At 67.4% G+C, this 12956-nt stretch carries 13 protein-coding genes and 1 pseudogene; 9 read left to right on the top strand and 5 right to left on the bottom strand.

Features of this window, described 5'->3' with window-relative positions; translation table 11 throughout:
• Nucleotides 1-37: 37 nt before the first annotated feature.
• Nucleotides 38-484, top strand: a pseudogene (rpsP, locus tag VNR91_RS07820) (30S ribosomal protein S16); the annotation flags it as partial.
• 156 nt (nt 485-640) lie between these two features.
• Nucleotides 641-1117 carry a ribosome maturation factor RimM gene (gene rimM, locus VNR91_RS07815; RefSeq protein ID WP_325490209.1) on the top strand — a complete coding sequence of 159 codons (477 nt, stop codon included), beginning with the start codon at nt 641-643 and terminating at the stop codon, nt 1115-1117.
• Between the two features lie 13 nt (nt 1118-1130).
• Here rimM and VNR91_RS07810 read toward each other — a convergent pair whose 3' ends face one another.
• Complete coding sequence (locus VNR91_RS07810) at nt 1131-2036, bottom strand: NAD(P)/FAD-dependent oxidoreductase (RefSeq protein ID WP_325490208.1); 906 nt, start codon at nt 2034-2036, stop codon at nt 1131-1133.
• 88 nt (nt 2037-2124) lie between these two features.
• On the opposite strand from VNR91_RS07810, the gene VNR91_RS07805 reads away from it, so the two are divergent.
• The 7 genes from VNR91_RS07805 (at nt 2125) to VNR91_RS07775 (ending at nt 8127) form a co-directional block, all read left to right on the top strand.
• On the top strand, nt 2125-3654 hold the full coding sequence (locus tag VNR91_RS07805; RefSeq protein ID WP_325490207.1) for a serine hydrolase domain-containing protein: 1530 nt from the start codon (nt 2125-2127) through the stop codon (nt 3652-3654).
• A gap of 64 nt (nt 3655-3718) precedes the next feature.
• Nucleotides 3719-3976, top strand: a complete 258-nt coding sequence (locus VNR91_RS07800) for an AbrB/MazE/SpoVT family DNA-binding domain-containing protein (protein WP_325490256.1) — start codon at nt 3719-3721, stop codon at nt 3974-3976.
• The gene (locus VNR91_RS07795; RefSeq protein ID WP_325490255.1) at nt 3960-4346 is read left to right on the top strand and encodes a type II toxin-antitoxin system VapC family toxin; all 387 of its coding nucleotides are present in this window, start codon (nt 3960-3962) and stop codon (nt 4344-4346) included. The genes VNR91_RS07800 and VNR91_RS07795 overlap by 17 nt, the downstream gene beginning before the upstream one ends.
• Complete coding sequence (trmD, locus tag VNR91_RS07790) at nt 4343-5080, top strand: tRNA (guanosine(37)-N1)-methyltransferase TrmD (RefSeq protein WP_325490206.1); 738 nt, start codon at nt 4343-4345, stop codon at nt 5078-5080. Before VNR91_RS07795 ends, trmD begins: the two co-directional genes overlap by 4 nt.
• Nucleotides 5077-5469: a 50S ribosomal protein L19 gene (gene rplS, locus VNR91_RS07785; protein ID WP_325490205.1), complete on the top strand. Its 393-nt coding sequence runs from the start codon at nt 5077-5079 to the stop codon at nt 5467-5469. The genes trmD and rplS overlap by 4 nt, the downstream gene beginning before the upstream one ends.
• A 115-nt stretch (nt 5470-5584) precedes the next feature.
• On the top strand, nt 5585-7816 hold the full coding sequence (locus VNR91_RS07780; RefSeq protein ID WP_414712393.1) for a S9 family peptidase: 2232 nt from the start codon (nt 5585-5587) through the stop codon (nt 7814-7816).
• Entirely contained in the window at nt 7813-8127 is a 315-nt protein-coding gene (locus VNR91_RS07775) for an alkylphosphonate utilization protein (RefSeq protein ID WP_325490203.1), read from the top strand. Before VNR91_RS07780 ends, VNR91_RS07775 begins: the two co-directional genes overlap by 4 nt.
• Before the next feature lie 101 nt (nt 8128-8228).
• Here VNR91_RS07775 and VNR91_RS07770 read toward each other — a convergent pair whose 3' ends face one another.
• The 4 genes from VNR91_RS07770 to VNR91_RS07755 form a co-directional block, all read right to left on the bottom strand.
• Nucleotides 8229-9416: an acetyl-CoA C-acyltransferase gene (locus VNR91_RS07770; protein ID WP_325490202.1), complete on the bottom strand. Its 1188-nt coding sequence runs from the start codon at nt 9414-9416 to the stop codon at nt 8229-8231.
• A gap of 47 nt (nt 9417-9463) precedes the next feature.
• Nucleotides 9464-11035: a DHA2 family efflux MFS transporter permease subunit gene (locus tag VNR91_RS07765; RefSeq protein ID WP_325490201.1), complete on the bottom strand. Its 1572-nt coding sequence runs from the start codon at nt 11033-11035 to the stop codon at nt 9464-9466.
• Nucleotides 11036-11179: 144 nt separating this feature from the next.
• The gene (locus tag VNR91_RS07760; protein WP_325490200.1) at nt 11180-12292 is read right to left on the bottom strand and encodes an HlyD family secretion protein; all 1113 of its coding nucleotides are present in this window, start codon (nt 12290-12292) and stop codon (nt 11180-11182) included.
• Nucleotides 12285-12956: MarR family transcriptional regulator (locus VNR91_RS07755; RefSeq protein ID WP_325490199.1), on the bottom strand; the 672-nt coding region annotated here is incomplete at its 5' end. The genes VNR91_RS07760 and VNR91_RS07755, both read right to left, overlap by 8 nt.

Raw genomic sequence — 12956 nt, 5'->3', positions numbered from 1 at the left:
GATCCGGCGCTAAGATATTGAAGAAAGAAGGATTGTAATGGCACTTAGCATTCGTCTGTCGCGTGGCGGCTCCAAGAAGCGTCCCTATTACCGCATCGTCGTCGCCGATGCGCGCAGCCCGCGCGACGGCCGCTTCATCGAGAAGATCGGCACCTACAACCCGCTGCTGGCCAAGGACGACGCCAAGCGCATCGTGCTCGACGGCGACCGCGCCAAGCATTGGCTGGGCGTCGGCGCGCAGCCGACCGACCGCGTCGCCCGCTTCCTGGATGCCGCCGGCGTGCGCGAGCGCGCCGCGCGCAACAACCCGAACAAGGGCAAGCCGGGCGAGAAGGCGACCGAGCGCGCCGAGGAGCGTGCCGAGAAGCTGAAGGCCGCCGAGGAAGCCGCCGCCGAGGCCGCCGCCGCTCCGGCGCCGGCGGTCGAGGAGGCTCCGGCCGCCGAGGAGGCTCCGGCCGAGGGCTCGAACGCGGAAACCGAAGCGGTCGTCGCCGCCGAGGTCGAGGCTGCCACCGAAGCCCCGACTCCGGAAGCCGAGCAGGTCGCCGAGGCCGTCGCCGAGCAGACCCCGCCGGTCGAGGCCGTCGCGCCGGCCGAGGAGGCTCCGGCCGCCGAGGAAGAGGCCAAGGCGTAAGCGCGCATGGCCAAGGATACGCCCGTCACGCTGGCCGTCGTCATCGGCGCGCACGGCGTGGCGGGCGAGGTCCGGCTCAAGGTGTTCGCCGACGATCTGTCGGCGCACGCCAGCTTCAACGGCGGCACGCTGACGTTGAAGTCGCTGCGGGCGGGCTCGAACGGCGCCATCGCCCGCTTCGCCGAGGTGCCGGACCGCACCGCCGCCGAGCGGTTGCGGGGCACCGAACTGACCGTCCCGCGCGCGGCGCTGCCGCCGCTGGGCGAGGGCGAATATTACCACGCCGACCTGATCGGCCTGCCGGTGGTGTCGGATGACGGCGCCGCGATCGGCAGCATCGCCGCGATCGACAATTACGGCGCGGGGGATGTGATCGAGATCGTCCGGCCCGACGGCAAGCGGTTCATGGCGCCGATGACACCCGCCGCCGTGCCCGAATGGAATGACGAACGGCTGGTGCTCAACGCGGCGTTCGCCGAATAGGCGCTGCTGCCTGTCAGCGGCGGATCGGCCGCGCTTCGTTCAAGGTGTTGCGGATCGTGGTCGCGGCGACCCCGGCCTCACCCATCGCGTGGCTGATCTGGTCGAGCCCCTTCACCACGTCACCCGCCGCGAACAGGCCAGGCACCGACGTGCGCTGGTGCGCATCGACTTCCAGGCAACCGTCCTCGCTGGCGCGCGCGCCAGCGGCGACCGCCAGCTTTGACCGGATCACCGATCCCAGCGCGGGGTAGACGGTATCGAAGCGGTGCGTGCCGCTGGCGGTGCCGATCACGATCGAATCGCCCTCGATGCTGATCGGAGTGTACGGACCATCGAGCCGGACGATCCCAGCCTCGTCGAGTGCGCGTTGACACCCGGCATCCAGCTCGTGCGCGCCGCCGGGGGCGATCAGGTTGATGTCGCGGGTATAACCGCGCAGGAACAGCGCCTCGCGCATCCCGTGGTCGCCGGTGCCGATCACCGCAACCTTGCGATCGGTGACCTCGAACCCGTCGCAGATCGGGCAGTAGCGGATCAGCCCGCTGGCGAGGGCGGCATCGTGCGTGTCCGAGTCCATCTCCGGCCGGTTGTTGACCACACCCGTCGCCAGCAACACCGCCCGCGCGCGATATTCCCGCTTGCCGGCGGCGACACGGAAAGCGTCGCCAACGCGCTCGATCGCCGTCGCCTCGACCAGTTCGCGCACCGCGCCGTAACGCTCGGCCTGGCGCAGCATCAGCGTCAGCAGGTCGGCGCCGGCGATGCCGTCGGGAAAGCCGGCGTGGTTCATCGTGCGCGGGATCAGCCGCGCGCGGCTGGTGCCACAATCGAGCAGGCGGATCGAAAGGTGGAACCGCGCGAGATAGATCGCGGCGGTCAGCCCGGCCGGCCCCGCGCCGATGATGATGCAATCGTCCATCGCGCCATAATCCCGCTGGCAAGCTCCGGGTTCCGCCGGAGCGACTTCGCCGCTATCCCTGCGCGTGTTCGACAGGGGAGAAACGGGGATGACCGCTTACAAAATGATTGGCGTGATCGGGGCATCTCTCGCGCTCCATTGCGCGACCGCCTCTGCCCAGCCGACCCCGGTGCCCCCCGCCGCCGCGGCGCAGGGCATCGACAGCGTCACGCCCGCGATCGCCGCCTTGTTCGAGGATTATGTCCGCGAGCAGCATATCCCCGGACTGGTCTATGGCATCGTCAAGGACGGGCGGCTGGTGACGGTGAAGGGCCTCGGCGTGCAGGACGTCGCTACGCGGCGGCCGATCACCGCCGATTCGCGTTTCCGCATCGCATCGATGTCGAAGGCGTTCACCGCGCTGGCGATCCTGGACCTTCGCGACCAGGGCAAGCTGCGGCTGGACGACCTGGCCGAAACCCATGTGCCGGAGATGCGCGGCTGGACCTATCCCACCGCCGACAGCCCGCGTATCCGGGTGCGCGACCTGCTGACCCACACCGCCGGCTTCGTCGACGACAATCCGTGGGGCGACCGGCAACAGCCGCTCCCCGAGGCGGAATTCACCCGGATGATCGCCGCCGGCGTGCCGTTCAGCCGGCCGCCGCAGAGCGCGATGGAATATTCCAACTTCGGCTATGCGCTGCTCGGGCGGATCATCACCAACGTGTCTGGCAAGGCGTTCGAGGACTATGTCGCCGAACGCATCCTGCACCCGCTGGGCATGACGCATACTGGCTATGACATCGCGCAATCGCCGATCGGCGAGCGCGCGATCGGCTATCGCTGGGAAAAGGAGGCGTGGCTGCGCGAGCCGGACATGGCGCGCGGCGCGTTCGGCGCGATGGGCGGGCTGGAGACCAGCGCGAACGACTATGCGCGTTATGTCGGCTGGCTGCTGTCGGCATGGCCGGCGCGCGACGGCGCCGATGCCGGGCCGCTCAAGCGCGCGAGCGTGCGCGAGATCGTGCAGGGCGACGGCTTCGCCACGCTCGGCCAGCGCCGCGCCGGGCTGGGGCAGGGCGAATGCCCGCAGGCGGGCGCCTATGGCTTCGCATGGCGGGTGATCAGCGACTGCGACTTCGACTATGTCACCCATACCGGGGGCTATCCCGGCTATGGATCGGTGGTGATCCTGCTGCCCGAACAGGGCGTCGGCATCTTCGCCTTCGCCAGCCGCACTTATGGCGCACCGGTGCCGCCGGCGTATCAGGCGCTGAAGCTGATGAAGGACGCGGGGCTGCTCCCCGCGCGCCCGATCGCGGTCAGCCCGGCGCTGGCCGCCGGCTATGCCGCCGCGCAGAAAATCTGGCAGGCGGGCGACGTCCTGGTGGCCAAGGATCGGCTGGCGATGAACTTCCTGATGGATCGCAATGCGGCGCTGTGGAAGGGCGATTTGGCCGCGCTGCGCCAGCGGGCCGGGACCGCGTGCCGTACCGACGCGCCGATCCAGCCGGGCACGGCGATGGCCGGCAGCTTCACCTGGGATTGCGGCGCGGTGAAGCTGCGCGGCAGCATCCTGCTGGCGCCGACCGCGACGCCGACGTTGCAGGAACTGCGGCTCGCCTTGGCGCCATAGGCCCTGATCCCGGAGCTTGTGATCGGCGCGTCATGTATATACATTGCGTATATACGGAGTGACGGTGATGAAGGAATATCGCGCCAAGGTGTTCAAATCGGGCAATTCGCTCGCGCTGCGGCTGCCCAAGGCGCTGGGGCTGGAGGAAGGCGTCGAGATGATCGTGCGCGAGGAGCGCGGCAAGTTCGCGTTCGAGCCCGTGCCTGTAGAGGCGAAGAAGATCGACCTGACCGGGATCTGGGGGGCGATTCCGGGCCTGAAACGCCAGCCTTTCGACGAAGTCGAACGCGATTGGGGTGGCGCCGATGACGAGGGAAAGTGAGCCAGCATATCTGCTGGACACCAATATCTGCATCTATCTGCTCGAGGCCAGCGACGAACGTCTGCGCCGTCGCATCGAGGCTTGCGGCGAGGGCGAATTGGTCACCTCCGCGGTCGTGTACGCTGAAGTGATGGTCGGTGCGCGCCATCTGGAGGGCGAAGCCGCCGCGCGGGCGCTATTCGAACGAATTCCGCCGCAACCCTTTGAAACCGCGGCGGGAGACGCTTATGCCGGCCTTCCGTTCAGCCGGGGCAATCTCGACCGGCTGATCGCCGCGCACGCGCTCGCGCTCGATCTGACGCTGGTCACCAACAACCCGCGCGATTTCGCCGATATCGCCGGCCTTCGGGTCGAGAACTGGACCGAATGACCTTCGCCGCCACTGTACTGACGCTTTATCCGGAGATGTTCCCCGGCCCGCTCGGCGTGTCGCTCGCGGGGCGGGCGCTGAGCGAGGCGCGGTGGCGGCTCGATACCGTGCAGATCCGCGACTTCGCCGCCGACAGGCATCGCACCGTCGACGACACGCCGGCAGGCGGTGGCGCGGGGATGGTGCTGCGGGCGGATGTGGTGGCCCGCGCGCTCGACAGCGTCGCGGACGGGCGGCCGATACTGGCGATGACCCCGCGCGGCCGACCGCTCGCCCAGGCGCGGGTACGCGAACTGGCGGCGGGGCCGGGCGCGATCGTGCTGTGCGGCCGGTTCGAAGGGTTCGACGAGCGATTGTTCGAGGCGCGGGCGATCGAGCCGGTGTCGATCGGCGACTATGTGCTGTCGGGCGGCGAGATGGGGGCGCTGGTGCTGCTCGACGCTTGCATTCGGCTGCTTCCCGGCGTAATGGGCGCGCCTTCCAGCGGGGACGAGGAAAGCTTCGAAAGCGGCCTCCTCGAATATCCGCACTATACCCGACCTGCTGAATGGGAAGGGCGCACGATCCCCGAAGTGCTGCGATCGGGGGATCATGCGAGGATCGCGGCCTGGCGAAAGTCGATGGCCGAGACCGATACACGGCTACGGAGGCCGGACCTTTGGGAGCGCCATGAGGGCGCTCGGGTCCAGTCTCCCTCTGGCGCGCGGCACACGTCAGAGGACGAACCGAAATGAACCTGATCCAGACGATCGAGGCCGAAAACATCGCCAAGTTCAACGAGGCGAAGAAGATTCCGGAATTCCGCGCCGGCGACACGCTGCGCGTCGGCGTGCGCGTGGTCGAAGGCGAGCGCACCCGCGTCCAGAACTATGAAGGCGTGTGCATCGCCCGCTCGAACAAGGGCATGGGCAGCAACTTCACCGTGCGCAAGATTTCGTTCGGCGAGGGCGTCGAGCGCGTGTTCCCGCTCTATTCGCCGAACATCGATTCGATCGAGGTCGTGCGCCGCGGCGTCGTGCGTCGCGCCAAGCTCTATTATCTGCGCGGCCGCACCGGCAAGTCGGCACGTATCGCCGAGCGTCGTGACCCGCGTCCGGGCGACAACGCCGCCGCCGCCGAGTAATCGCAGCGCGCAGCATCGGCTGACAGATCAGCGGCCGCCTGTTCGACGGGCGGCCGCTTTTTTGTGCGCGCGCGCCGGCTTGGCTAGCGGCGGACGGGCGGCTACACCATCCGCCATGCACCGCCTCCTCTCCGCGGCCGCCGCTGCCGCCACCGCCCTGGTCATGACCGCACCCGCCCACGCCGATGACCTGACGCTCCAGCGCGTCTTCGCCAGCCCCGACCTGGCCGGCGAGCAGCCGCGCATGTTGCGGATGTCGCCCGACGGCAAGATGGTGACCTCGCTGCGCCCGCGCGCGGAGGAAAAGGATCGCTATGACCTGTGGGCGATGGACACCGCCACCGGACAGTGGCGGATGCTGGTCGACAGCAAGAAGGTCGGCAGCGGCGCCGAACTGACCGAGGCGGAGAAGATGCAGCGCGAGCGCGCCCGCATCGGCAACCAGCGCGGCATCGTCGCCTATCAATGGTCGTCCGACGGCCAGTCGATCCTGGTGCCGCTTGACGGCGATCTCTACCTCGCCTCGCTCGACGGCGAGGTGAAGCAGCTGACCAACACCCCCGACGGCGAACTGAACTCGGTGGTGAGCCCGCGCGGGAAGTTTGCCAGCTTCGTGCGCGACCAGAACCTCCACGTGCTCGATCTCGCCAGCGGTGCCGACGCGAAGATCACCACGGACGGCGCCGGCACGGTGCACTGGGGTGAGGCTGAATTCGTCGCGCAGGAGGAAATGGGGCGCTCGACCGGCTATTGGTGGTCGCCGGACGAGAATTACATCGCGGTCGAGCGGTTCGACGAAGCGCCGGTCGGCGTGGTCACCCGCGCGGCGATCGGCGCGGACGGCACCCGCGTGTTCGAGCAACGCTATCCCGCCGCCGGCACGCCCAACGTGCTGGTCGAGCTGTACGTGATGCGCCCCGATGGATCGGGCAAGGTCAAGGTCGACCTGGGTACCGATCCCGACATCTATCTGACGCGGGTGCGCTGGATGCCTGATGGATCGGCGCTGCTGGTCCAGCGGATGAACCGCGCGCAGACGCAGCTCGACGTGCTGCGCGTCGATCCGGCCACCGGCGCCGCCAAGCTGCTGTTCAGCGAGAAGGCCGGACCGAAAAGCTGGGTCAATTTGTCCGACGTGCTCCAGCCGATGCGCGACGGCAGCCTGATCTGGTGGTCCGAGCGCGACGGCCACGGCCACCTCTATCGCTTCGCCGCGGGCAAATGGACCCAGCTCACCAAGGGGCCGTGGGAAGTCGACAGTGTCGTTGCGGTCGATGAGGACAAGGCCAAGCTCTATTTCCTGGGCAACAAGGACGATGTGCTCGAACGGCACCTCTACAGCCTGGACCTTGCCACGCCGGGCGCGAGCAAGGCGGCGCTGGCCAAGGTCGGGACGATCACCAGGCTGACCGGCGTGGGCTGGTGGAACACCGCCGTCGCCGACAGCAGCGCGAGCCACTTCATCGTCAGCCGGTCCAACCCCGACCAGCCGACCCAGGTCTATCTGGCCGACACCACCGGCCAGCGCACCGCGTGGCTCAACGAGAATGAGGTGGCGCAGGGCCACCCCTATTTCCCCTATGTCGCCAGCCATCAGCCGACCAAGTTCGGCGAGCTGAAGACGCCCGACGGCGAGACGCTGCACTGGAAGATGATCACCCCGGTGCTGGAGCCGGGCAAGAAATACCCGGTGTTCTTCGAACATTACGGCGGCCCGAGCAGCCAGACGGTCAGCCGCAACTGGGGCGGGGCGCTGCACCAGCTGCTCGTCGATCGCGGCTATGTCGTGTTCGAGATCGACAATCGCGGATCGCCCAATCGCGGCAAGGCGTTCGAGGACGCGATCTGGCACGCGATGGGATCGATCGAGGTGCAGGATCAGCTCGCCGGCGCCAATTACCTCAAGTCGCTCGACTTCATCGATCCGAAGCGGATCGCGACCTATGGCTGGTCCTATGGCGGCTATATGACGCTGAAGATGCTGGAGGCGAACCCCGGCGTCTATGCCGCGGGCATCGCCGGCGCGCCGGTGACGAAGTGGGAGTTGTACGACACCCATTATACCGAACGCTACATGGGCGATCCGCGCAAGGTGCCCGCCGCCTATGCCGCATCGAACGCGATCGACAACGCGGCAAAGATCAGCGATCCGCTGATGCTGATCCACGGCATGGCCGACGACAATGTCGTTCTCGACAATTCGACCGCCTTCGCCGCGAAGATGCAGGCGACCAACACGCCGTTCGAGATGATGATGTATCCGGGCAAGACCCACTCGGCGGGACGCGACATCCACGTGTGGACGACGATCCTCAACTTCCTCGATCGCACGGTTGGCGGGAAGTGACCGACGCGGCGACGGCGGACGAGGATTATGTCTATGACGAGGCGACCGGCGAATGGGTGCCGGCGTCTCAGCTTGCCGCGGACGGTGGCGGCGACGCGGTCGAGGTGCGCGACGCGGTCGGCAATGTGCTGGCCGACGGCGATTCGGTGACGCTGATCAAGGATCTGACCGTCAAGGGCGCCAACCAGACGCTGAAGCGCGGGACGGTGATCAAGGCGATCCGCCTGACCGGCGACGCCCAGGAGATCGATTGTCGGTACGAGGGGATCAAGGGGCTGGTGCTGCGCGCGGAGTTCGTGCGCAAGCGGTGAGGGTAGTCCCGCTCAACCCGGATCGTCATTGCGAGTGTAGCGAAGCAATCCAGCGTCTATCCGCTCGGCGCTGGATTGCTTCGCTCGCAATGACGGCGGGCTCAGTTCAGCAATTCCACCGCCACCGCCGTCGCTTCGCCGCCGCCGATGCACAGCGAGGCGAGGCCGCGCTTCTGGCCATTGGTCTCCAGCGCCGAGAGCAGCGTGGCGATGATCCGCGCGCCGCTGGCGCCGATCGGGTGGCCCAGCGCACACGCGCCGCCGTGGATGTTGAGCACGTCGTGCGGGATGCCCAGATCGCGCATCGCGATCATCGCGACGGTGGCGAACGCCTCGTTGACCTCGAACAGATCGACGTCCTTCAGATCCCAGCCGGCCTTGGCCAGCGCCTTTTGCATCGCGAACACCGGCGCGGTGGTGAAGCGCGACGGGGCATGGGCGTGGGCGGCGTGGGCGACGATGCGGGCGACCGGTGTCAGGCCATATTTGTCCGCGATCGAGGCGCGGGTCAGCACCAGCGCGGCGGCGCCGTCCGAGATCGATGAGGCGTTGGCGGCGGTGATCGTGCCGTCCTTCGAGAAAGCGGGCTTGAGCGTCGGGATCTTGGCGGGATCGCCCTTGGCCGGCTGTTCGTCGAGCGCGACGGTGACAACGCCCTTGCGCGTCTTCAGCTCGACCGGAGTGATCTCCCGATCGAACGCGCCGGAGCGCTGCGCCTTTTGCGCGCGGGTCAGCGATTCGATCGCGAAGGCATCCTGTGCCTCACGCGTGAACTGGTATTCGACCGCCACTTCCTCGGCGAAATTGCCCATCAGCTTGCCCGGCTCATAGGCATCCTCGAGTCCGTCGAGGTACATATGATCCTTCAGCACATCGTGGCCGATGCGCGCCCCGGCGCGGTGGCGCAGCGACAGGTACGGCGCGTTGGTCATGCTCTCCATGCCGCCCGCGATCAGCAGGTCGACGGAGCCGGCGGCCAGCGCGTCGGCGGCGAGGATGGTCGCCTGCATCGCCGATCCGCACATTTTGTTGATCGTGGTCGCCTCAATATGGTCGGGCAGCCCGGCCTTGAGTGCCGCCTGCCGCGCCGGCGCCTGGCCAAGGCCGGCGGGGAGGACGCAGCCCATGTAGATGCGCTCGATCGCCTCGCCGGTCAGCCCCGCGCGCTCGACCGCCGCGCCGACCGCCGCCGCGCCCAGCTCGGTGGCGGAGGCATCGGTCAGGCTGCCCTGGAAACTGCCCATCGGCGTGCGGGCATAGGAGGCGATGACGATGGGATCGGCGGACATAGGGGCTCCTTTGCGAGATTGGCCGCGATCTAGGCGAACGCGCGCGTTTAGTGAAGATCGACCGGCGCTGCCTTTTCACCCGGCACAGGGCGCGGCGGACGCTTGAGGAACAGCACCAGCGGGATCGACAGCGCGGTGACGATCATCATCACCCGGAAATCGTCGAGATAGGCGATCATCGCCGCCTGGCGCGTCACCTCCGCGTTGATCATCGCCATCACCGAATCGCCAGTGGCACCGGCCATCTGGATGATCGACGGATCGAGCGTGTCGAGCGCGGCCGAGGTGACGTGCTGGCCGACGTCGCTGTGGCTGATCTGGGTGTTGCGCGCCAGCAGCGCGGTCACCGCCGAGATGCCCACGGATGCGCCGATGTTGCGCGACAGGTTCATCAGGCTGGACCCTTCGGTGCGATACTGCGGCGGCAGCGTGGCGAACGCCATCGTCTGGAGCGGCATGAAGATCAGGCCCATCCCCAGCCCCTGGATCACGCCCGAAACGATGAACGGCCGCGCGTTCATCATCAGCGTCCATTCGGTCATCTGCCACAGCGAAAAGGCGGTGATGGTGAAACCGACGCCGACCAGGATGCGCGGATCGAACCCGCGCTGGGTGAGCCGCGCGGCGATCGCCATGCTGAACACGACGCCCAGCCCGCGCGGCATCAGCAGCAGGCCGGTATCGAGCACCGGGTAACCGAACAGGCCCTGCAGCATCGGTGGCAACAGCGCCATTGTCGCCATCATCACCACGCCGATCACCAGCATGAACAGGATCGCGGTGACCAGCGTGCGGTTCTTCCACAATTCGCGGTCGAACATCGGCTTTTTGGCGGTGGCCATGTGGATCATCGCCATCCACAGCGCGATGCCGGCGACCAGCGCCTCGATGATGACCTCGTGCGACGAGAACCAGTCCTCGTTCTGTCCGCGATCGAGCATCAATTGCAGCGAGGCGATGCCGAGCGCGAGCAGCGAGAAGCCGGTCAAATCGAACTCGCGCTTTCGCACCGGACGCGACGGCAGCAGGAACCACAGCACGACGAAGCAGAACACGCCCAGCGGCAGGTTGACGTAGAACACCCAGCGCCAGTTGTAGTTGTCGGTCAGCCAGCCGCCGATCACCGGCCCCAGGATCGGGCCGACCATGATGCCCATGCCCCAGATCGACATCGCCCCGGCCTGTTTGTGCGGCGGGTTGATGTCGAGCATCACCGTCTGGCTGAGCGGGTTCATGAACGCGGCGCTGATCCCCTGGAGGATGCGAAACGCGACCATCTCGGTCAGGCCGTTGGCCATGCCGCACAGCGCCGAGGAGATGACGAAGCCCGCCACCGACCACAGGAACAGGTTGCGCGAACCGACCCGGTCGGACAGCCAGCCGGTGATCGGGATCGCGATCGCCGACGCGACGATATAGCTGGTCAGAATCCAGGTGACGGTATCGGCGGTCGCGCTGAGCGTCGCCTGCATATGCGGAAGCGCGACGTTGGCGATCGTCGAATCGAGGATCTGCATGATCGTCGCCAGCATCACCCCGAGGGTGAGCAGCGGCCGGTTGCGCGTGTAGAGCGCCGCGCCGTCCGCGCCGGGGCCGGGATGCGAGAGCGACGGCTTCACGCCGGATGATGCTGCGGTGGCCATGGATCGAGAACCTGAAGCCGTTCGCGCTGCGCTGGTCGAAGCACCGATCTTTTTCGTCGCGGGGGCGGACGACGACATGGGCGGTGCTTCGACCAGTTCAGCGCGAACGGGAAGGAGGAGTTATTTTTCGCTCCGGGCGCCCCGCACGTCGACGCGGACGTCGGCGGACAGGCCGGCGATCAGCTGGCGCGGGCTCTTGTCGTCGATCGCGATGCGGACAGGCACGCGCTGGGTGACCTTCACCCAGTTGCCGGTGGCGTTCTGCGCCGGCAGCACCGAGAATTCGCTGCCCGTTCCCGCGCCGATCGACTGGACGTGCCCCTTGAGCTTGAGACCGGGATAAGCGTCGAAGCTCACCTCCGCCGGCTGGCCGACGCGCATGTGGTTGAGATCGGTTTCCTTGAAATTGGCGTCGACCCACGATGACTGGTCGGCGACGACGGTCACGGCGGGCAGCCCCGACATCATATACTGGCCGAGCACCAGCCGGCTGGTCTGGCTGACCTGCCCGCTGACCGGCGCGCGCACCACCGACCGCTGGAGATCGAGCATCGCCTTGTTGCGCTGGGCGATGGCGGCGGCGATCGCCGGATTCTCCCCCGGCACCGCGGCGCCGGTGGCCAGCTTCGACTTGGCCTCCGCCGCGGTGGCGACCGCGTTCTGATAGGTCGCGCGCGCCTGTTCCAGCGCGTGTTCGGCCGCCTGGAGATTGGCGCGGGTGGTGAAGCCGGACTTCATCAGCGCGGCCTGGCGTCCGTAATCCTCCTGCGACTGCTTGATCCGGTCCTGCGCGGCGTGGATGTCGGCGCCGGTGACGGCATAGCTGGCGTGGAGCGTCTGCAACTCGACCTGCGCGTTGGCGATCGCCGCGTTCGCCTGGGCGATGGCGATGCGATAGGGCTCGGGATCGATGCGGAACAGGACGTCGCCCGCCTTCACCTGCTGGTTCTCGCGCACGTCGACCGACACGATCTTGCCGGCGACATCGGCGGATACCGACGTCTTGTCCTGCCGGACATAGGCGTTGTCGGTCGACACGAACCGGCCCGAGGTCGCCCAGAAATAGCCGGCGACCGCGATCGCGATCAGCGGAATGCCGAACATCAGCAGCGGGCGGAGCAGCCTGCGGCGTGCCTTTGCCGGCGACTCGGCGCCGTCCGATCCCGTCAGCGCGGGTTCGGTCGTCACCGCGGTTGCACCGGCGCGTTCGATCTTGGGGTCGGCATCAGCCATGGGCGGTCTCTTCACTGGGATCTGTATTGGTCAGGTTGCCGTGGATCATTTCAAGCGACGCGATCAGCGCGTCGCGCGCTTTCGCGTCGAAGCCGAGCAGGGTCGTTTCCATCAGCTCGTCGGCGACGTCGCGAAGCTGGGTGAGCACCGGATCGGCCGCGTCGGTCAGGTAGATGTTCCAGGCGCGGCGATCACCGGGATCGCGGCGCCGTTCGACCAGCCCCGATTCCTCCAGTCGGTCGATCATGCGGCACAGCGAGATCGGTTCGATCTCCAGCAGTTCCGCCAGCCGGCCCTGGGTAATGCCCTCATGCCGCGAGAGGGTGAACAGGGTCTTCCACTGCGCGCGGCTAGACCCCAGCCGGCGCGCGCGATCGTCGAACCTCTTGCGCATCAGGCGCGAGACGTCGCCGAGCAGGAATCCCAAGCTGTCGCTCATAGCGACCACATAATAAGTATGCTTATGTAAAGCTAGCACATGCAGCATGCGGAATCTGCAATCGTCATTGCGGCGGCCGCGCGGCGCGGTGACACCGGCGCTCGACAGCGGGGGCGGGGCGGCATATCGCGGCACGATACCATTCCCCCGACCGATCGCTGGATAACGCCCGTGGCTAGCTCTCCCACCCAGTTCTTCGACAGTTTCGACGGTACGCGGCTGGCG

It is taken from the genome of Sphingomonas sp., assembly GCF_035555815.1.
Classification (GTDB): Bacteria; Pseudomonadota; Alphaproteobacteria; order Sphingomonadales; family Sphingomonadaceae; genus Sphingomonas.
The sequence above is the reverse complement of the archived record's forward strand: the minus strand, read 5'-3'. Positions and strand labels throughout refer to the sequence as shown.